The 21,092-nt window shown below is 42.3% G+C and carries 23 protein-coding genes; 1 reads left to right on the top strand and 22 read right to left on the bottom strand.

What is annotated here, in order from left to right; all coding sequences use genetic code 11:
• Positions 1 to 494 precede the first annotated feature (494 nt).
• The 7 genes from uvrC to G632_RS0117440 all read right to left on the bottom strand — a co-directional run bounded on the left by uvrC (position 495) and on the right by G632_RS0117440 (position 10,561).
• A complete protein-coding gene (gene uvrC, locus G632_RS0117470) occupies positions 495 to 2,387 on the bottom strand; it encodes an excinuclease ABC subunit UvrC (protein WP_022770816.1) in 1,893 nt (630 codons plus the stop codon).
• 123 nt (positions 2,388 to 2,510) lie between these two features.
• Positions 2,511 to 2,768: an HPr family phosphocarrier protein gene (locus G632_RS0117465; RefSeq protein ID WP_022770815.1), complete on the bottom strand. Its 258-nt coding sequence runs from the start codon at positions 2,766 to 2,768 to the stop codon at positions 2,511 to 2,513.
• A 58-nt stretch (positions 2,769 to 2,826) separates the two neighbouring features.
• Positions 2,827 to 4,089, bottom strand: coding sequence for a zinc-binding dehydrogenase (locus tag G632_RS0117460; protein WP_022770814.1), 1,263 nt, complete (start codon positions 4,087 to 4,089; stop codon positions 2,827 to 2,829).
• On the bottom strand, positions 4,089 to 4,514 hold the full coding sequence (locus G632_RS0117455) for a PTS sugar transporter subunit IIA (protein ID WP_022770813.1): 426 nt from the start codon (positions 4,512 to 4,514) through the stop codon (positions 4,089 to 4,091). The genes G632_RS0117460 and G632_RS0117455 overlap by 1 nt, the downstream gene beginning before the upstream one ends.
• Before the next feature lie 13 nt (positions 4,515 to 4,527).
• On the bottom strand, positions 4,528 to 6,564 hold the full coding sequence (locus G632_RS0117450) for a PRD domain-containing protein (protein WP_022770812.1): 2,037 nt from the start codon (positions 6,562 to 6,564) through the stop codon (positions 4,528 to 4,530).
• A 12-nt stretch (positions 6,565 to 6,576) separates the two neighbouring features.
• Positions 6,577 to 7,980 carry a PTS mannitol transporter subunit IICB gene (locus G632_RS0117445; protein WP_022770811.1) on the bottom strand — a complete coding sequence of 468 codons (1,404 nt, stop codon included), beginning with the start codon at positions 7,978 to 7,980 and terminating at the stop codon, positions 6,577 to 6,579.
• A gap of 214 nt (positions 7,981 to 8,194) precedes the next feature.
• Entirely contained in the window at positions 8,195 to 10,561 is a 2,367-nt protein-coding gene (locus tag G632_RS0117440) for an EAL domain-containing protein (protein ID WP_022770810.1), read from the bottom strand.
• A 219-nt stretch (positions 10,562 to 10,780) separates the two neighbouring features.
• Between G632_RS0117440 and G632_RS0117435 the strand changes: the two genes are divergently transcribed.
• Positions 10,781 to 11,983, top strand: a complete 1,203-nt coding sequence (locus tag G632_RS0117435; protein ID WP_022770809.1) for an endo-1,4-beta-xylanase — start codon at positions 10,781 to 10,783, stop codon at positions 11,981 to 11,983.
• Positions 11,984 to 12,010: 27 nt separating this feature from the next.
• Here G632_RS0117435 and G632_RS0117430 read toward each other — a convergent pair whose 3' ends face one another.
• The 15 genes from G632_RS0117430 to G632_RS0117360 form a co-directional block, all read right to left on the bottom strand.
• Positions 12,011 to 12,235, bottom strand: coding sequence for a hypothetical protein (locus G632_RS0117430; protein ID WP_022770808.1), 225 nt, complete (start codon positions 12,233 to 12,235; stop codon positions 12,011 to 12,013).
• Positions 12,236 to 12,274: 39 nt separating this feature from the next.
• Positions 12,275 to 13,453, bottom strand: coding sequence for a hypothetical protein (locus G632_RS0117425; RefSeq protein ID WP_022770807.1), 1,179 nt, complete (start codon positions 13,451 to 13,453; stop codon positions 12,275 to 12,277).
• Complete coding sequence (locus G632_RS0117420) at positions 13,450 to 13,824, bottom strand: hypothetical protein (protein ID WP_022770806.1); 375 nt, start codon at positions 13,822 to 13,824, stop codon at positions 13,450 to 13,452. Before G632_RS0117420 ends, G632_RS0117425 begins: the two co-directional genes overlap by 4 nt.
• Complete coding sequence (locus tag G632_RS0117415) at positions 13,811 to 15,013, bottom strand: hypothetical protein (RefSeq protein ID WP_022770805.1); 1,203 nt, start codon at positions 15,011 to 15,013, stop codon at positions 13,811 to 13,813. Before G632_RS0117415 ends, G632_RS0117420 begins: the two co-directional genes overlap by 14 nt.
• A 108-nt stretch (positions 15,014 to 15,121) precedes the next feature.
• Positions 15,122 to 15,823, bottom strand: a complete 702-nt coding sequence (locus G632_RS0117410; RefSeq protein ID WP_022770804.1) for a hypothetical protein — start codon at positions 15,821 to 15,823, stop codon at positions 15,122 to 15,124.
• 51 nt (positions 15,824 to 15,874) lie between these two features.
• Positions 15,875 to 16,645 carry a hypothetical protein gene (locus G632_RS20650; RefSeq protein ID WP_022770803.1) on the bottom strand — a complete coding sequence of 257 codons (771 nt, stop codon included), beginning with the start codon at positions 16,643 to 16,645 and terminating at the stop codon, positions 15,875 to 15,877.
• Positions 16,646 to 16,898: 253 nt separating this feature from the next.
• The gene (locus tag G632_RS0117400) at positions 16,899 to 17,456 is read right to left on the bottom strand and encodes an SMI1/KNR4 family protein (RefSeq protein ID WP_022770802.1); all 558 of its coding nucleotides are present in this window, start codon (positions 17,454 to 17,456) and stop codon (positions 16,899 to 16,901) included.
• Positions 17,457 to 17,655: 199 nt separating this feature from the next.
• Positions 17,656 to 17,988 (bottom strand): Imm70 family immunity protein, encoded by a 333-nt coding sequence (locus tag G632_RS20645; RefSeq protein WP_278246628.1) that lies wholly within the window; start codon positions 17,986 to 17,988, stop codon positions 17,656 to 17,658.
• Positions 17,981 to 18,394: a hypothetical protein gene (locus G632_RS0117390; protein ID WP_022770800.1), complete on the bottom strand. Its 414-nt coding sequence runs from the start codon at positions 18,392 to 18,394 to the stop codon at positions 17,981 to 17,983. Before G632_RS0117390 ends, G632_RS20645 begins: the two co-directional genes overlap by 8 nt.
• A 29-nt stretch (positions 18,395 to 18,423) precedes the next feature.
• Positions 18,424 to 18,885: a hypothetical protein gene (locus G632_RS0117385; RefSeq protein WP_022770799.1), complete on the bottom strand. Its 462-nt coding sequence runs from the start codon at positions 18,883 to 18,885 to the stop codon at positions 18,424 to 18,426.
• 78 nt (positions 18,886 to 18,963) lie between these two features.
• Positions 18,964 to 19,086, bottom strand: coding sequence for a hypothetical protein (locus G632_RS22455; protein WP_022770798.1), 123 nt, complete (start codon positions 19,084 to 19,086; stop codon positions 18,964 to 18,966).
• Between the two features lie 18 nt (positions 19,087 to 19,104).
• Positions 19,105 to 19,452 (bottom strand): hypothetical protein, encoded by a 348-nt coding sequence (locus G632_RS0117375; protein ID WP_022770797.1) that lies wholly within the window; start codon positions 19,450 to 19,452, stop codon positions 19,105 to 19,107.
• A 55-nt stretch (positions 19,453 to 19,507) separates the two neighbouring features.
• Entirely contained in the window at positions 19,508 to 19,939 is a 432-nt protein-coding gene (locus G632_RS0117370) for an SMI1/KNR4 family protein (protein WP_026512681.1), read from the bottom strand.
• 348 nt (positions 19,940 to 20,287) lie between these two features.
• A complete protein-coding gene (locus G632_RS0117365) occupies positions 20,288 to 20,596 on the bottom strand; it encodes a hypothetical protein (protein WP_022770795.1) in 309 nt (102 codons plus the stop codon).
• Positions 20,597 to 20,643: 47 nt separating this feature from the next.
• Entirely contained in the window at positions 20,644 to 20,982 is a 339-nt protein-coding gene (locus G632_RS0117360; RefSeq protein ID WP_022770794.1) for a hypothetical protein, read from the bottom strand.
• Positions 20,983 to 21,092 lie beyond the last annotated feature (110 nt).

Below are 21,092 nucleotides of genomic sequence, written 5' to 3'. Positions count from 1 at the left end.
TTTTCGTCTCAAATATTTTCTATGCCCAAAGGACACTTTTTCTGCTATATGTAGAAAATTCCATCCTTAAAATTTCTTCGACATAACAACTACCAGACTACAGATCCTTTGTGATGTACTCCTCATCAATTCAAGATAAACGTCATAGTCTCTGCATAACCCGTGCCCCATCTTACCGGCCCGCCTTAGTGACCGACCGCTCATATAAATACCGGAGTCAAGGGACAGTACGCTGGGCGCCGCCCTTTGGCGCCCGGGCAGCCCTTGGGTCCGGTATTTATGTGAGCTACAATCCCATGGCGGCGGGCCTATATACACTTACGCCTGCCCCACTCGCATAGCGAGTCACAAGAACCGTCCCCTTGACTCATCCCCTTGACTCACAAAGTGAGTCAAAGTGAAACGTCCCCAGTGTCTCAAAGTGAGTCAAACTGAAACGTCCCCGGTGTCTCAAAATGAGTCAAACTGAAACGTCCCCGGTGTCTCAAAATGAGTCAATCTGAAACGTCCCCGGTGACTCCTTCGGTGTGGAAGAAGTCGTAGATCTGCTGCGCGGTACTGAGAGGGATCTCGGGTACGGCGCTGAGGTCTTCAACTGAAGCCTGCCGGATATCCTCAATTGATTTGAAGGCTTTCATGAGGGCCTTGCGCCTTGCAGGGCCGATGCCCGGGATGTCGTCTAAAGAGCTCTTGACCTGGGCCTTGCTGCGAAGGGATCTGTGGTACTCGATGGCGAAACGGTGAGCCTCGTCCTGGATCCTGGTGATGAGCTTAAAGCCCTCGGATCTGGTGTCGATGGGAAGCTCTACATTATTATAGTAGAGACCCCTTGTCCTGTGGTTGTCATCCTTGACCATTCCGCAGACGGGAATGGTGATGCCAAGTTCCTCAAGGACCTGAAGACAGATGTTGACCTGTCCGCGTCCGCCGTCCATGAGGATAAGATCCGGGAACTTGGTAAAGCTTCCGTACTGAGCGTCAATGTCCCTGACCTCCAGGTCGTGGCGCTCCTCTATTCCGTGAAGGAGTCTTCTGGTCAGAACCTCCTTCATGCATGCATAATCATCAGGACCTGCAACGGTCTTGATCCTGAACTTACGATAATCACTCTTCTTGGGCTTGCCCTTTTCATAGACAACCATGGAACCTACATTGGCAAAACCACTGATATTGGAAATATCGTAGGCCTCCATCCTGGTCAGTCCCTTGATTCCGAGCAGACTCTCAATCTCCTTGACCGCGCCGATGGTCCTGCCTTCCTCGCGCTTGATCCTCTCCTTGTCCTTGGAGAGAACCAGCTCTGCATTCTGGGCAGCAAGCTCCATGAGCTTCTCCTTCTGGCCACGCTCAGGCACGGTGATATACACACGGCTTCCCTTTCTCTGGGTCAGCCACTTCTCGATGATGTCCATGTCCTCGATCTCATCGGGAAGCAGAAGCTGCCTCGGAATAAACGGCGTTCCGGCGTAGAACTGCTTGACGAAATTCCCAAGAATCTCCTCCTTGGGCGTATCCGAAACATGCGTCATGTAGAAGTGCTCGCGCCCTATCAGCCTTCCATCCCTGACAAAGAACACCTGAACAACGGCGTCTTTATCATCCGCCGCAATCGCTACTATATCTTTATCCTCCATGGAGGAATCAGTCATCTTCTGCTTCTGTGCCACCACCTTGACCGAGGCGATAAGGTCCCTGTATCTTGCTGCATTCTCGAAATCAAGCTCCTCGGAAGCAGCCTCCATCTTCTCCTGAAGATCCTTCAGGATCACAGAATAATTGCCATTAAGGAAATCCAGCGCCTTGTCGATCCTCTCGCGATACTCTTCCTTGGTCACATGTCCGTTGCAAGGTCCGCAGCACTGCTTCATGTGATAATTAAGACAAGGTCTCTCAAGCCCGATGTCCCTCGGCAGTACGCGATTGCAGGTCCTTAGCCCATACAACTTATTTATCAGTTCAATCGTATCCTTAACCGCCGCAGCACTTGTAAATGGCCCGAAGTACCTTGACTTGTCCTTCTTCATAAGGCGGGAAAAGAGAATTCGCGGATAATCTTCTGCAACGGTCACCTTTATATAAGGATAAGTCTTGTCATCCTTAAGAAGCGTATTGTACCTCGGACAATGCTCCTTAATAAGGTTGTTCTCCAGAACCAGAGCCTCGAGCTCTGAGTCCGTAACAATATATTCAAACCTCGCGATCTGCTTAACCATGCGGTCAATCTGAGGTCCGCGACCAATATTTGCACGAAAATAAGACCTGACACGGTTGTGCAGGTTTATGGCTTTTCCGACATACATGATGGTATCGTTCTCATCACGCATGATATAGACTCCCGGGTTCTTCGGGAGCTTTTTTAACTCTTCCTGAATATCAAAGTTTCCCATATCCAACTAAATAATACCATAAACACGCCATTAAGGCACCGACGAAGTGTGAGGAAGTCGGTGCCTTAATGATTTATTAAAGAGGAAAAAAAGGATACTATTAGAGGGTGAGGCCTGTTGGCATCAAAGATTATCCTGCATGTATCTCAAAAGAGCTGCTTCTGCTCTTTCTTCGTCCTCGCCGTCGCAGGTGATGGTGATAGTCTCTCCGCATTTAATGCCAAGAGACATAACGCCAAACAGATGCTTAAGGTCAACGCTGCTGCCGTTCCCCTGCGCTGTAATGCTGCAGTTAAACGTGCCGGCGAGTTTTATGAGACCTCCTGCCGGAAGTGCATGGATCCCCTCGGGGTCTTTTACAGTATAATCAAATACCTTCATATAAAGCCTCCTGCATGCACATCCGATCCGGGATGCCATAAATCACGTTACTAAAAAATTAAATCTCTACTCCAAAGTGCTCGAAAAGAATCTTTTCAGCTTCAGGGTTCCAAAGTCCCTGGTGAGCCTTGCAGCTCTCATTAAGCTTTGCAAAGAGAGGATCGCTCTCCCCAAGCTTCTCAAAATCATCAATTGCTGTAAGAGGCATATCGATCTGTGTATAGATCAGCTTCTTACCTCCGGGAATTCCGGGCAGATTGCAGGTAGTCTCTGCTGCTGCGTCAAGTCCTCCGATGTGAGTAACCATAACTGAGGGATTGATCTCTCCCTTGGCAGCAAGCTGAAGAGCCTCTAAGAGGTCATCATTATTTCCGCCTGTTGTACCCAGAATATGAGTGCTTGTATAGTGAGCATTGTAGAGGTTGATGTCAGCCTTGAACTGGTTGTCTGTAGGACCTGCAAAGAAGTTCATGCAGCCGTCAAACGCCATAAGTCTGTCGCCCATCTCGGCAACGCTTCTTACAGGAACATAAACGAATACGTCGTCATATCCGTGTCCCTCTGTGATGTCCATGAGCTTCTGCTCCGCATCATCACCTGACGCATTGAAGTATATAAGCTCGATGCCTTTCTCTTTTGCAAACTCAGGGCTGATAACCTGTGCTGCCCTTGCAAGCTTGGCATCATCAAGATCTGTTACTACGATTCTCTTAGGTTTGTTCTCGAAACGAAGGCCATAGCTTACAGCGCCCAGACCCATAGGTCCGCAGCCACCCATGATAAGGATGTTTCCGCCCTCTTTTGTTCCCATAGCGTGGTTGTAATTCTGCTTGTTGGTGTGGTAGTTTGCATGATATCCACCGATGATGCAGCTCATAGGCTCTCCGAGAGATGCCTGGTAGAAGCTCTCGCCGTTGTAAGGAAGAAGAGCATCCAGCTCCATTACTTCGTGAGGCATGATGCAGTAAGTAGCATCTCCGCCGCAGAAACGATATGAATATCCGGGAGAATCAAGCTTGCCCTGGTAGTTAAGTGCAGGCTGAAGCGCCCACTTATCGCCTACCTTGTACTTGTCCTTCCACTTATCGCCAACTTCAACGATAACACCTGAGCACTCATGTCCTGTGATGATAGGATTTACATCGATATCCTGAGGTGCTCTCTTATGCTTCTTGCCCTGCTTGGCAAGCTTATATGTTGACATGCAGATGCTGTCACTGATTACCTTAACAAGTATCTCATCGTCCTTGATCTCGGGGAGCTCAAACTCCTCAAGTCTAAGATCCATTTCTCCGTACATTCTAACTGCTCTGGTTTTCATTATTCCTCTCCTTCAAAAAGCTCACTGATTTCCTGTTCACTCATGGTCAAAACCTTCTCAACACCTGCTTTGTCGCAGAATGTCATTGCGATCTTCTGGAGCACATCAAGGTGCTCATCTCCAACCGCTGCGATCCCGATAACAACCTTAACCTTCTCGGGAGCGCCCCAGTCCTGACCCTCAGGAAATGTCATGAGTACAAGTCCTGTCTTTAAAATATGTTTCTTAGCTTCCTCAATACCATGAGGTATTGCTACCTCATTCCCAATATATGTATTAAACACCTTCTCTTTATCCAGCATTGCCTGAGTGTAATACTCATTTGTATACCCCTGTGATGCAAAGATATCTCCGATTCTTCTTATGATATCTTCCTTTTCACCGCTTGCCTGATTTATAAAGATATTCTTAGTTTCCAGTATCATGTGTACCTCCGGTTTAAAACGCGCCTAACTGTTCACTAAAATAGGCCCTTAGTATCTCCTGTAGCTTGTCCTGAATGCCTTCTTCATCTCCCCCTTTGAGAACCTCAAGAAACTTCTCGTCCTCAATGATGGCTCCGGACACCCGTCCAAGCATCTCAGCATTCTGCTGCCTGTGCTCATCTATCGGCATTGTCATGCAGAGCACTGCCTTAATGCCATTTAGCTTTGGATCTGTAAAAGAGCTTTCTCCTCCCAGTCCCCCTGTTATTATCTGACACTCTTTTACCGCCTTTGACCTGCAGTGGAAAAGAGCTATCCCAATCTCCGGAAAGAGCTGGCTCATAACCTGTTCTCTTGCGATGATGTCCGCCGCAAGTACCGCTGCTGCCCTTGGTGTGTCAGTAATATCTGTAGCCAAAAGTTTGATCAGTGATTCAAGGGTCGTATCTTTTGAAACTATCAGGTGATGATACCTTCTGATAACACCTTTCACCCTTGTAATAACGTTGTTGATCTCATCAAGCTGCCTTGTGAAGTCATTGTTTTCCTGCCTTGCCGGCATTGATGCATATTCGTCTATCTTAACGCTGATCTGCAAAACATCTCTGTTTGTGATCAGGGGACTAACCTGGCAATAGTCAACGCCCAGGTCATCCACATTTATACTTGATATAAAAAAGTCTGTTCTGGATACGGTATGTTGCGTGATCTCATCAACACCGTATGCCTTTAGCACGATGTCCCAGTCCGAGAAGTGACTCTTTAGCTTGGCCATCATCAGCTGCGCTACCCCAAATCCGCTGGCACAGATGACACCTATCGTTACCGTGCGCTTCTTACGCTTTCTTGAGTCGATCCTCTCTTTTGCTGCTCCAAAGTGCATTGCGAGGTAGCCGATCTCGGCCTCGTTAGCAACAAGACCTGTCTTTTCCCCAATTACCTCTGCTGCCTTTTCGCATTTTTCAAACACCTCCGGATACTCCTGCTTTATCTGCAAAAGCAGCGGATTGCTGATAGTCATGTCGTTCTTCATCCTGTAAAGAGCCGGCTCAAGATGTACCATAAGGCCTCTAATGAAGTCATCATCAACCTTAAGTTCCCTTGCCAGTTCCGGGTCAAAGACATCTATCATGCCATCGATTATTACCATAAGTTCATCGGTATTAATGCCGCTCTCGCCGATGGTTTCGCTGGTGTAATTAAGTTTTGCTCCGTTTATATGAAGCAGTATGTTGTTAACTTCCGATTCCGGAATCTCAATGGAGAACTCATTCTCAAGTGCCGTTGCGATATTCTTGGCGATGTCATACCCCTTGTCAAATCTTGCATCGTAGGTCTGCTCATCCACAAGCTCGCCCTGGCTTATTCTCTCAACCGCAACTGCAAGGTGGACCAAAAGCCCCACAAATGCATCGTTGGTCAAAAGATTCAGATACGGTTCTTCAAGTTTTTCCAAAACCGATTCCACTTCAGAGAGTATCTCTTCATTCATAAGAAGATAGATATTATCTCCCTCTACCGTGACTTTTTTGCTCTTCATGTTCTCAGTGACGTAGCGCTGCATCGCTATTCGATAGCTCTTTTCACTTCCTGAGAGCATGATCCCGTAGCCGGGTTTTCTTATGATATCCAGGTGGCACTCGCTTGCCCATTCACTGATGGCTTCAAGGTCCGTGCTGATGGTAGCTTCACTCACTCCGAACATATCGCTGTAGTAAAAGAGCTTTTGAGGCTCGCGATTTCTAAGAAGTTCAAGCTTAAGCAGATTCCTTCTCTGGTCCTTGTCGGATATCACCTGTTCTTTGCGGGCTTTTACGATCTTTAAAAGCTCGGCCTTTTTGCTTTCGTCGCCGACTATCAAAGATCCTTCGCCCTTTTTTCTTACAAGGGTCAGATCATAGCTCTTTAAAATACTCGAGATGTAATCCGCTTCCCTTAAAATAGTGCGCTTGCTTACACCCAGAGCATCAGCGACTTCCGAATCTGTCGCCGACTGCTCTGCTTCCAACAAATATATTAAGATTTGTCTAATGCGAGGTGTAAGTTCCATTTAATCTCCGTCTTATGCTCTGAGTTCCTCAGCGAGCTGATCATACTCAGGAGCAGACATGAAGTTGCTGATTGTTATCAGTCTTGCGTTTGGAGCGCTCTTTTTTGCTCTTGCTGCAAGATCCTGATGAGTTACTACTATCTGAGTTCCCTCAGGAATCTCAGAAACTGAAGCGTGTGTTACTTCGATATCTCTTCTTCCGACATCAGCGAGTTTCTTTCTGAGTACTGTTGCACCCATTGCTGATGATCCCATTCCTGCATCGCAGGCAAATACGATGTGCTTAACATCTGCTGCTGCAGTGTTTACAAGTGTGTCAGCTACTGTCTGCACTTCGCTTGCTGCAACACCCTTTGACTCAGCCTTCATCTCTTTCATCTGGTTTGTTGACTCCTCAAGAGACTGCTTTGCATTTGAAAGCTTGATGATAGGAGCTGCGATAACAAATGAAACAGCTGCTGCAACTACTACTGAGAGAAGAACCATGAAGGTTGATCCCTTAGGTGCCATTCCAACATAAGCAAAAATTGATCCGGGTGATGGAGGTCCTGCAAGACCAAGCTTAAATGCTGTGTTGAAGATCATGGCTGCTACTGATCCACCGATTGTAGCAAGGAGAAGAAGTGGATTCATAAGTACATATGGGAAGTAGATCTCGTGGATACCACCAAGGAGATGTACTATAAGTGCTCCGGGAGCTGAATCCTTTGTTACCTTATCCTTAGCAAAGAGCCAGTAAGCAACAAGTACGCCTGTACCTGCACCAGGGTTTGTCTCGATCATGTAGAAGATTGACTTTCCGGCCTGGCTAACCTGCTCTGCTCCAAGAGGAGTGAAGATACCGTGGTTAATAGCGTTGTTAAGGAAAAGAACCTTAGCAGGCTCAACAAATATTGAAACAAGAGGCAGAATGCTGTGGCTTACAAGGAAGTCTACACCACCGTTAAGAACTGCAAGTACTCCGCCCATGAAAGGTCCGATTACATAGAATCCAACGATTGCAAGTAAAAGACCAAGGATTCCGATTGAGAAGTTGTTGACAAGCATCTCAAATCCTGAAGGGATCTTACCCTCGATTGCCTTGTCGAACTTCTTGATAACCCATCCGGCAAGAGGTCCGGCGATCATTGCGCCCATGAACATAACGTAATCTGTTCCGCAGATAACACCGACTGCCATGATGGCGCCCATAACTGCTCCTCTTTGTCCTCCGACCATCTTACCACCCTGATAAGCTATAAGCAGAGGCAGTACATATTTGATCATCGGGTCAACCATTGAACTGAGCTGTTCATTAGGAAGCCAACCGGTTGCTATAAATAATGCGGTCAAAAGACCCCAAGCAATAAACGCGCCGATATTCGGCATGACCATTCCACTAAGGAAACGGCCGAAGCTTTGTATTTTTTCTTTCATTTGGATTTCCCCTTCCAACCTATGCGATAGGTACGTCCCGACACGTCTGCCGGTATTTCAAGTGTATAATCCGAACGCATTCGTTTGTTGTAAGGTCATTATATTTGTACGCAATTTAATTTTCAATTCATACATCTTTAACTTTGTCACGTGGAGAAAGTGACAAGTCCTTAAGAGTCAAAAAATGCGCGGTGTACAGTGCACCGCGCATTATTTATTTATCCAGTATTTTCTCGAATTCCTTCTCGGGCATCGGCTTGTAGAAATAATAGCCCTGAATAAAATCACAGTCATAGTCCCTTAGGAACTTCAGCTGCTCTTCAGTTTCAACGCCCTCGGCCGTAACCTTGGCGCCTATCATGTGGGCGAGTCCTATGGTTGTAATGATAATGGACTCCGCCTTATCGTTGATTCCAATCTTTCGGATAAAGCCCAGATCCAGTTTAATGATGTCAAAGCTGAAGTTCTCCAGCATTGAGAGGGAACTCATTCCGCTTCCGTAGTCATCAAGAAGGATCTTTATACCCTGCTTCTGCATCTTGTTAAGATAGTCCATGGCCTTTGCTTCAAGATCCGCATAAGCCGACTCCGTAACCTCGAACCTTACCATGGTAGGGTCGAGCTCCATGGCATTTATCCTGTCAAAGATACTCTCGATAAAAGAGGTATCGTAGAAATCCACTCTTGAGAGATTCATGGCGCAGGGAACAATCCTTTGCTTGTTGCCCGTGCGTCTTGCTATGAACTCCATGCCCCGTTTAATAATAAAGTTATCCAGAGACGGGATCTTACCCTCGGCTTCAATGACAGGAATGAAATCGCCGGGAGAAACCATACCCATATCTTTGTGCCGCCATCTGATAAGCATCTCGGCACTGACGATCTCACCGGTCTTGGCATCAACTATTGGCTGGTAATACGGCTTGAATTCGTTTTCATCAAGCGCTCTCTCAAAATCAGCCAGAAGGAATCGCTGCTTTACATAGTTCTCCTTCATAACGTCATCATAGTAGGCGTAGAGAGGATTTCCTTTTCCAGTCTTAATATTCTTCTCGGCAAGCTTGGCCCCTGCAAGGAGCTGTCCTATCTCCACACCGGAATGTTTTATGGAATAGATTCCGCATCTTATCTCATAGTTGAATTCCTTGTTTTCAACTTTGAAGGTCTGGCTGCACACTGCCTTAAGCCTCTTGTCTTTTAAGTTTTCATCAGCAGTTATCAGCGCAAAGTGATCACTTTCAAGACGCCCCAAAAGAACAGGCTTAAGATACTTCCTCAGCACATCCCTGGTCTGGAAGATGACCATATCTCCGCTGTTGTCGCCAAAGAGCTCGTTTACCGCCTTAAAGCCCTTAACATTTGTATAGACAAGGGAGTAATCTCCCTGATCGGAAAACTCGGATATAAAGAGCCTTGCCCTGTCCATAAATCCTGATCTTGTATATTCTTCTGTCAAAAGGTCATGATCCAATGTAGTCGTAATATCAAAGTACGCAAACAGCAGCCAGTCGGGATATCCGGGAACCTTTCTCACCCTGATATTCTTGGCTCTTCTTCCCCTTGGGGACTCAACATTTATGGTTCTGACAAAATTGCCCTTCTCTTCAATCTCGCGGAAGATCTCTTTTAACTTCATTCCTTTCAGAAAGTTTTCACGTTCTTCCTCGACAACTTTCTGTGAGAGTTTGAAGCAAACATCACTGTATTTGAGCTTGGTACTCTCAAATACTTCCCATAGCGTCTCGCACAGATAATAAACCTCGCAGTTCTCGTTCTTCATGTTTACTGTTACAACCATGTCGAAACCGTCTGCAAGAATAGCCTTTATTACAGGCTGCTCGTAAATGCCCATGTAAGGAATGACAGGCCCTTCTTTAAGCGTGCTTCTGACGCCGTCCTCTATAACTTCACCGGTACCTTTAAATCTTGTCCTGCCATTTTTCACCTTGAAATAACTTCCGTCGGTGATCATATAGAATCTGCTTCCGAAGCTGTCAGGCAGCACAATGTCATTGATGACATCCATGCCATCAATCTTCATGGTTTTTATGTAATCTGCGTGGGGTATTATCTCAATATTGGTCAGATCAAGTCCGTCTGAAAAGTGGACAAAGTTAGGATCCGCAGCTTCTCCCTCAAGCTCCGGCAAAAGATATACATTATAAGCCGCATTCATGGATCCCGAGCTAAGTCCTATAATAACGCCCTCGTAATCAAGGAGCGCCTCCTTTAGCCCTATTTTCTTCATGTATGCCAGCTGCGTAGGCACATGACCACCTGCCAGATATATTACGTTTGACCACGCAATAATATCCGACAGAGCATCGCCTGACTGTTCTCCCAGTATTTTTACTTCGCTTACCGGAAGCTCTTTAAACTCAAACGCATTGAGCAGTTGCTGCTTCTGATGTTCATTCTCTGATGCAGCCTTAGGGTCGCAGGGAATATAAAGGAGCCTTGCAGACTCCGGCCACTCACTCCTCATATCCTCAAAAAGGCCATAGCAGTCCTCAGGTGGAATCTTCTCTACAGATCCCATCTCCTGATAAGGGATGAAACTGCCGGTTAGATAAAGAACCATTTGCTCTTTCTCCTTTTAACCCAAGGCCATTTACATATCGTATACAAATCTATTGTATCACGTTTTTGCATTCCCTGCCGAATATCAACGCACTATTTTTCAAATGATTTCCGCATATATTGATTAGTCTATGCACAATATTTAAGGAGACTCTGTCATTTTCATCACATATAATAAGCAAAACGCTGAAAATGATTCACCCGGTTGCAGGAGGTTACCATGAGCATTTCACACAGAAAAGTAAACAAAGTTCTGGTTCTTACAAATAAAAACGGCGCACCGATTGCCAATAAAGAGGTACATATCCGGCAGACTAACCACAGCTTTTTATTCGGCTGCGGAGCCTTTGATTTTATCCCACACGTCATGAACGATGATGACAGGACAAAAGAGATAACGGAGAGTTGGCTCGATATCTTTAATTACGGAACGCTTCCCTTTTACTGGGGTAATTACGAACCCGAGGAAGGTAAGCCAAATAAAGAAGTGCTCATGAATACAGCAAAATACCTTCAGGGTAAAAACGTCAAGGTCAAGGGCCACCCCCTCTGTTGGCACACTGTATGCGCCGACTGGCTCATGAAATATGACAACGAGACCATACTAAAAAAGCAGCTTGCGAGAATCGAGCGTGAAGTCGTAGGTTTTAAGGGCGTTATTGACATGTGGGATGTCATCAACGAAGTTGTTATCATGCCCATTTTTGATAAGTACGACAACGCCATTACAAGAATCTGCAAGGAGAAGGGGCGAGTATGCCTTATCCGCGAAGTCTTTGAAAAGGCTCACGAGTGTAATCCCGAGGCGACTCTGCTCCTTAACGACTTCAACACATCCGTAGGCTACGAGATCCTCATTGACGGATGTCTCAATGCAGGTGTACCGATTAGCGCCATAGGAATCCAGTCCCACCAGCATCAGGGCTACTGGGGAAAAGAGAAACTGGAAGAAGTTCTGGATCGTTTCTCATCCTTTGGTCTTCCTATCCACTTCACGGAGAATACGCTGATCTCCGGCGAGATCATGCCCGCGCATATCGTTGACCTTAACGACTGGCAGGTAGATGAATGGCCAAGCACTCCGGAGGGTGAAGAGCGACAGGCAAGAGAAATCGAGGAAATGTACCGAATTCTCTTTTCACATCCTCTTGTTGAGGCTATTACAACCTGGGATTTCAAGGACGGCGCATGGCTCAATGCACCAAGTGGGTTCCTCAGAAAAGACCTCTCGAAGAAGCCATCTTATGAGATGCTTAAAAGACTCGTGAAGAACGAGTGGTGGACTGACACCACATTAAAGACTGACGAAAACGGCCGTGTACACTTCACTGGCTTTAAGGGAGAATACGAATTGACCGCCGGCGATATGTGCGCAGATGCGACTCTTACAGACGATCAGGAAATTATTATCAAGCTGGGATGATAGCGCTAATTTATAGCTCTTCCATTATCAAGTTGTTGTTATAGAAAAGATGATTGTGTTCCCGTCTATCCATGCTGCTCCTCCATAGTACCCGGGAATAATATCCTTACAAAAGTCATATGAATATTTCCAGTTACCTTCAGGCTTTTCAATACTCTCGAATGTCACATCGGGATCAACTTCTTTCCATTCATAAGATGAAGCATACTTCTCAGCTGCCTCATCTGACAGAACAATGTATCCCTGGTACATGTAGTCTGTAGGACCGGGGACTCTGTCATCTCCACTGCCTCATTTGATCTGCTCCCACTGAGTTTCAAGCGCTCCTTCTAATGAAGGAAACATCTTTGCTATTGCGTCCATGTTATTGCTTGGATTCTTTATTGCTTCTTCATTTTGGGTTTTATCTTGTATTGTTGTTATTAGAGTCCCTTCAAACTTATCAAATACAAACAATTTCATTCCAATCCAGCGGAATGCTAATTGTGCTTGGCGTTTAGCTGAAATCTTTCCTATTTCTTCCTCTTTGCCGGAATCGATATTTCTTTTATAAACCGAACTATTTCTATAAAGATATACTTCTTTATTTGTGTAACCAATGATTCGTTCGCCGCTAGTTTCAAAGAGAACTTTACTCTTACCGCTTGTCACATCCAATGAGAACAGTAACTCTTTGCTGACATCTTCAATAGACAGCCCTCCAAGTCCAACTTCCATTAATCTATGATTGTTCTTATAAACAGGAACTGCTGCAACACCAGAAATTATCCCGGCATTATCTGTAATGTTTCCCCACTGGACGTACTTAAACTCATCTCCGGAAATGCATTCAATCGGTAACTCTTTGTCATCCACCTTATAGGTAAAGCTGTCTTCTCCAAAGACCTTTTGGAGTGTGGCCACTGTACCATCCTGCATCGAATAGTACATACTTGAAACTGCGCCATATGCTGCGTTTAGCATATTTTCCTCTACAGCATCAATTTCAGTCTTTGTGATTTCACAGGTATTCGGATCAAAAATATATTTGTCGGTATAGTTATCTGATACAATCACTCTACCGTTTACATTTTCTATCAACATCTCGTGTTCTGAATCAAATACCTGTCTTGTTTCTTCATCACCATTAAGATACATCAATGAATATTCGGGCACTTTCTCAGATCGTGTGAGCGCGAAAAGAATACCGTCCCCACACTCTACAACATCATATATGTATCGATCATTTTCCGGCTGGTAAACAACCGTGTCTGACGCAGTATTCACATCCATCTTCACAATGGCTCCATATTTAAATTCATCTGCATTTTTTACAATTCTGTAAAACGATGAAGTCGTCTGATCATTGGGGCCCGTAACCAACACTGATACTGTCCGATCTGAATCTGCGGATCCGGTACAGCCTGTCAGAAGCAATATAGTAGAAAACAGGGCTATTAAATTAATTAGTTTTCTGCTTTTAAATATCACATTATGCTCCTTTCAAGTTTTGATAGTAAGCCATCTGTAACAAAGTACACATTCTCTGCTTCCTCTTCAAGTGCATCATCTTTGCATTCCATAAGAAGTTTATCACCTTCGCGCACCCATTCGTTACCTTCGACGGGCATTCTATAAATCATATCCTCTTCGGAAAGCCAGATTTCTTTCTCATCAATTTCAGTCACTTCACACAGATGTACTTTCGACTTATTAGCAGCTGTTCCCTTGTTGATAACAATTCTTTCATCAATAATCTCACCATGCTGATTCTGTAATGTCCCGACATATCCTGCAAAAGCGCTTGAAATCGCAAGTATAAATGTCAGAAGAATAAATATCTTTATACTATTCGTTTTCATATACCTCATTTCCATCCAGTGTGAATGCATTTTCTTCACCTGTCCTACGCATACGCACTCTCAATACATTGGGACTTTTGAACTTATAACTATAAAACACCGGCTCCACTATTATCTGCCCCTGATCATTTACTAGTCCGTAGCCGCCTTTTACATCAGAATAAAAAGCTGTGACGTGATTATAAAAATACTGCTTGTGTTCAATTTCATCGCTATCATAATAATCAAACTCGTAAAACTTATCATCCGAATTATGCCATGCAATATATGAATCATCAGCTCCCAGCAACACATTAAGACTTCTTTTGTAATCAGGGACATACTTATGATAGTAGCCTTTACCACTCTTCACCAATGCATAAATAGGATTGAAGACCTTTGTCATGGTTGAAGTTTTCGCGGAAACTATCCATGGCATTGTGATCACAATATTACCTTCCTGATCAATGAAATGTCCTTTATTGTCCCAGGCGATACCAGTATCATCGTATTTAAGCACATTATTCTCTCTTGATTTATGAATGCCGTTAAATGTAACCACGAACAAAACAAAAGCATATGCACCGATAAGCGCAATCCAAACCCGTTTACTGATCTTCTTGTTAGCAAACTTGCTCCAGACATTCCATTTACTGATAACGTCACTTCCCTCAATATCAGGAAAAGGGCTCGCCAATACAATCACCAGAGCCATCAAAAATCTGACAAACACAAGACATACCAAAAGAATAAATAATCCTAAAACATAAGTACTAAGCACTATACTCACAAGTAGTGCAACATTGATTGTCACCCAAGTCTTTTGGTCTTTATCGCTATTACATAATTCCAAATATAAGAAAAAATCCAGAATGGTGTTAGCAATCACCGGAATCAGAAAAAGAGTGAGCCCCAAGGCATACCCCGGGTCTGTGCCCAATACCGATACCAGAAGCTCCCAAACACTGAAAGCGATTATGAACTTCATGATAAGCAGCACTCCTCGATACCTTTCCGGAATTTTGTTTCTTAGTAGAAACACTGTCAAGATGCAAATCAAAAGTTTAGCTGTATATAATACGTGATCCGCATGATCACTCAAAAAGCCCATTCTGTAGTTTATGATGCGAATAAATAAATGCGCATACGTAAAAAACACATACAGATAAAATCCAATTTTAAGCTTTTCGGTTTTCTCATTTTTTACCATTTATCTGTCACCACTCCTTCCTCTTCTTTAATAACAGTTCATCAACCCAAAATGTTGCAAATTTTAAAAAAGAGCATCTCCAAATTTGAGGAAATGCTCTTTTTCTTATCATTCAACGGTATAACTCACACCTTTGAATAGCTGGGGATTCGGATCATCAACAAAGTTTATGTCGTTAACATATATCTCAACTGTTTCGTTTGTCCTTCTCAGTTCAACGTGAGACGTCTTTGTTTCATACACTATTCTTCCGTTAATCTGCTCAATAGGATCTCCATATAACTGCGCTGCAGCCTTATTCATAGGATTCAGCAGTTTCATCTGCTCATCTTTTGACTTCTCGCGAATGATTATATTAGCATCAGAGAAGCCAAAATCGCGTACATCAATAGAAAGCATCGTGTCATAATCGAAGATGGGATAGTAATAACCAACCTGCGAATCGCCCCTTGTTGCATCAGGCTCTTTTCCCATGGCCTTTTTAACATCATCCATACTATCTCCCCACTTGGAACCAAGGAAATCGTATTTCTTGCCATTTGCAGGAACTAAAGTATCAAGCACCTGAACCCATTCATCGACTTCGTACTTTGGAGCCGCTTCGGTCTGCTCCTGTTCTGCATTGTCTGTCGCAATACTCTCTGTCTGTGTAGTCTCTGCTACAGCCTCCTGCTTAGGTTGTTCAACATTCTCTTCAACCTGAGTAGTTGTTGCTACAGTTTCCTCTACTCTGTCAGATGCGCAGGCAACGCTCATGATCATGGTAATTATCAGCAGTGGAAACACTGCTGCCGTCTTAAACTTTTTCACTGATTTATACTCCCTTATATTTATATTAACTCATTGGTCATATCGCAATGCTCATCCGGCTTCTTCGTATAAGAATCTACCTAATGCGTAAATTGCAGCCACCATAAGAATCTCTATTATTATAGTGATAATCAGGTCAAAGTCAACAAAGTATCTCCTGCTTATTATGTTGTCCAACACAAAAGAGATACACTGGAGGATTGCCGGAAGCGCAAATAAAAACTTCCCTTTTCCAGCTTCGATAACCTGACCTTTGACACCGTATTTGACTGTCAGCACTATTCCTGCGATAATCCCCGCTATTGAAACAGCGCTTACTATCACGGTCAGCACAAGAGCCAGCATAAATATCTTTACATATCTTCCGCCGAATATAGGCAAAATATGCATGATGACATCATATATCTGTAAGACTATAAATGCGCAGTACACAACAATGGAAAAGATATATTTTCTACCGAGAAGTGCTACCAATATAAGAAATGGCATAAGAAAAACGATCACTTTGTTCCCGTAGTTAAAAAGATATCCCCACAACCAGTCAAATCCATGAACCGCTCCAATAGCAGTCGCATATATGAGTGTTACGGTTGCAAGAATTGAGTACCCAAGCGCCCGTCCCTTATATTGCTTCTTAGTAGTATCAATTACGTCAGGAATTATCAGAGAATGAATAAGTGCCGGCAGGAACAGGAAAACTCCATAGATAGTAAATCCTACCCGATTATACCCCTTCTTACCTGCAATAATCCCCGGGATAAATCCCAACGCTATTGATATTACAAGCGGCAACAAAAGTGTTGCTATGTTTATTTGTGGCATTGTATTAATTCCTCCTGTTTCATGGTTCATTATTATACTTGTTTAAATTACACTCTATTACCCACTCATTCTCAGTCAACCACAATTTAAATTTCTCATCATTTTAGAATTTGGGTACATTTACCTCTTTTCTAAAATTGTATTTTCGAAAACCATTATACTGTCACTACAGGTGAATTTCCTATACGAATAAACTCAGTAGAGTCATCTAACCGCTTTGCACTGACATATGGCAACGAATATTTTTATATGCTCATTTCTGAAACTTCTTTGCTGCTTCTCTGAACCTTTTATCAATTTCAGGATCTAAGGAGAAGCTTATAGGCTCAACATTTTTCTTATTCTCAGTATTCCTCTCAAACCTCATAATAAACTCTTCAAAAGAGTCTGCTACTATTCTTATATTCTTATCTGCCACGTCATGAAACCACAAGCAGACTTTTCCACCTTTCTTTTGAATACACACCAAATCTCCGCCCGGTAAATCCGCAATAGGGAAAAGATCTCTAGGAATAATTCCCTCATATCGCTTGCTCTCATTAACTATATTTCCTGTATCTTCCTCTAAACCAAAGAACATATCTGTTTGGTAAATATCATCTCCAAATCCTTCTTTCTCCTTACAGTCAAACCAGTATTCGTCATTGACATAGTCATTTCCATGATTTTCGAGAAAATATGCATAGCATTCATCAATTTCAATATCGTTAGCCAAGAAGAACTCTTCAACTTGTTTACGCTGTTTTTTACTGATTTTGATGACAGTATCATCCATTATCTCCTCAATTTTGTCTATGTATTCCTTGGTCATTTTTATTTTCCTCCTAATTGTTTAGTCTTAAATCAGATGCAACCATACTCATTAGTATGCTAGGACTACCTTTTTCTTAAATTCAAAATCATATTTTGCCATAAAAATGCCGACCTCCCAAAAGTTAGATTTTTGGTCTAACTTTTGGGAGTCGGTACAAATTGAGGAAATGCTCTTTTTTCTTATCCTTCAACCTCAGTTACAGCGTTGATATCTTAACATTCATTTTTAATTCCAATCCCTTTGCCAGGGCGCGTCGCAGTACGTCAATGAGATTCTCACCATCACTGGTAACAAAGTAATTGGACAAATCTGTGATGTCGCTGCTAATTTTTGATCCCCATGGTGGCTGCTTGGATAGATCCTCAATGTCCCAAACAACCTTGTCCGGTGGGTACTTCTTCAATTCCTGTTCAATCGAATCCAGTTCTCTCATAGCAGCTTCAATCTCAGCCGCTTCCAGTTCTCCGGAGTACAGCTGATTCATTATTACAGGATACTTGCTCCCCCACTTTTTATTTGCCTCAGATATTGCTTATCACCTTTATATGCTTACGAAGCTCTGTGCAGATTCCAACAGGGTCTTCATACGCATATAGCGCATACTTATGTTCTTTGCCATCATACGTATAAAAACTTAGGATTCTGTTATTTACCACGTAACACTCTTTTACATCCTTAAATCTGATTGTGGATTTAAAAAAGAGAACCTTGCTGATCATCTCTGCATCTGATATCTGAATTGTCATGTGTTGAACAGCAAAAAATATTATGAAACAGAAAAGAAAGATCAGTAATAATATCACAGGCCCTTCAATATAAGGCTCCGGATAGATAACTATAAGCATATAAATGGCTATTAAGATCATCAAAAGACATGATACATATCCAACTATATATATACCTCTCCTTCGTGTTTTAAAACTCTTCAATTCCATATAGCTTCTCCTATTCAGCCCCTTTTCTTTTATTGCTCTTTCTCTTTGAAGTGTACTTGTAAATGATTCAATAGCCTCTCAAAATTTGTGTTGGCATTAATACCAAATTCCACTTTGGTTTTATTGTCAAAATAAATAACAATGTTTTCGCTAGTTGTGCCGTTTCGTATATACTGCGTATAACATTTCCATTTGGTAAGCTGGTCCCAAGTATATATGACTTCTTTTCTGAAAAGATGCTTGACCCTGAACTCCTTACGTTCAACGATCATATACATAACTGCTTCATCAAAGGCAGTATAAACACACATAATCATAATAATCATAAGGGCCAGGTATATTACAGATGCAGCCATCTTAGCTAAAGCCCCGGAAAAGTATTCATACATATCCCGGAAGAGAATTACCATGGCAACAACTACTGCTACGCAGATAATTCCCCTCAAACAACTTATAATTTTATTTAGTTTATTCGATTCCACTTTAATCATAAATATATGCCCTTTTTCTCATACACATATTTGCTCAAGTTGTACAAACAAGTTTAACATATGCGTGTTTGCTCAGATTTATTTCATCAATTCTGTGTAGTACATGTCATTAGCAGTCAGCTTTTTAATCTTCTTTAGTGTGTCCAGCTCTTCCTCTTTTACTTCATAGAAGCTGTTTTCTTGGTTCTCCGCCAGCACCATTTGTGTTAAAGACTCCAATCAACCATCAATTGAAAAATACTGCAGTTCTTCAAACGCATCATCTAAGAATTCAAATTCAAAGATGTGCATGGTATCAAAACTCTGCTCAAGATATGAAACTCTTCCATTGTCATAATCTATGACCGGTTTGCCCAGCTTCTCTTTAACAGTTTCAATATCTATATCTCCATACATCTGTTGTAAGTCAGGCAGCATAAACTCTGCTATTTGATCAACATGGGAATGATAGTTTTCTGTAAGCATGTTGATAACATCTTTTACGTCTTCTCCCGGTTCCTCGTCCCAGGCAAATATCAAGCCATCCTTTTCACATACAAACTGTCCTAAGCTCTCGTTAAAATCCATACATAATAAATCCCCTATACTTGTTTTTTCATCACTAAACGAATTTAAATTAAACTCAATCAAATAGGTCAATATAATACATATCATTGACAATTATTTTTTCCAAGAATTCTTCCAAACTACCGGCCACCTCAACATCATAATAAAACACTTTGCCAACAATTTCTCCTGATATACCAATTGATAAATAAGCACTCTCGTTTCCCTCAAAAAATATTAGCTTATTATCCTGAAACTTTTTATATAGCTCAATATCTGGAAGAAACTCGAAATCTCCTTGTCCCAATCTAAAGTCAACAACTGATATAGGATCAAGAATTCTATTGATATTATGATTAGTTGACTTGATAAATCCATATCCAACATTTGTCCAAAAATCCATCAAATCAGACGGGATTTCTCCAAGTTCTTTTTTGCAAGTAGCTATTTCAGATTCACTAACTTTATAAAACTTATTTTCTTCTTTCTTAAATTGGTCGAATTTAATTTTTTCCTCTCACTTAAATAATATACTAGCCGAGGACTCTGGAAGATGAATTCCTAGCTGATGTTCATTCGGAAATCTAGCTGGGTGTATATTCCACCATGCATTATCACCAAGGAAACAATTCTCAATCATTCACCAAATATTATTAAAAATATCTATACCCTCACCGTTTACGAAAAATGCTCCCAATGAATCAGCAATAAAAACCATTTCATCAACACCCAAATCGCCAAATGATACTAGGCAAACTGTACATTATTCATATATTTATTCTTTCCCAATCCTACGTATCATAAAATTTGCCAATCTGGTTTGCACTGGTAGCTTACTGCTATTTCCCATCCGAAATCATTTTCTCATCATCTTTTCCTGATAAATTTTTTCTCCCCTGGAAATTTTTTTAATAAGAGCATCACATGCTTCGCTTTCTGTCGTATACACATCTGTATACAGCGGTATTCCCCTTTCGGATTCAGTTATAAAGAAGCAATCACTTCCATCTTCTCCTCTACATATTCCGAATACATCCACACAATTATCCCATTGAGAATCCCTATAAATAAGTTCTCCATTTACATACTTCTTTAAGTTCATTCCAACATGCGCCTCTAGCAGGCCTTCATGCGCTAGTTTCGCTTCCATTTCTTTAATTGTCATGTCATTACCTCACAATCTTATTTATCATGCCCATTTCAATAAGCTCACTAACATTGAATATCTTTTATTATTGCATCTAACTCTTTTGCGTATAGATAGTGTTCTTTTGCATCCATTTCACAGTCATAAAACAAAGCAACCACTTGTCCTTCTGCTTTTTGGCAAAGAATACACTTTGATTTTCCTTGTGTCCAGATTCTTGGTAAAATCTGCCCTTCAACATTTTCAACTAAACTCTTAACATTCCCAAAGAGAATTAGTTGCTCAAACAAATCATAGGATTCAAGCTCTTTATCTCTTTTTATAATCTCAAATCTTTTGTTTTCTATATCTGCTTCTGCGACTATTGCTATATTATATTTTTCGATAAATTCATTAATGTTCATATTCCATCCACATCTTAAAATCCCTGTCTCCGGGATAGCGGTCTAAACATCATATGTCAATATTTAGACATTTACGCAACCAATATAATCAAGCCTTCCAGAAGAAAGTA

The sequence above is a fragment of the Butyrivibrio sp. NC2007 genome, assembly GCF_000421405.1.
Lineage (GTDB): Bacteria > Bacillota > Clostridia > Lachnospirales > Lachnospiraceae > Butyrivibrio.
Note: the sequence above shows the minus strand (reverse complement) of the source record. Positions and strands in the feature narration are given on the sequence as shown.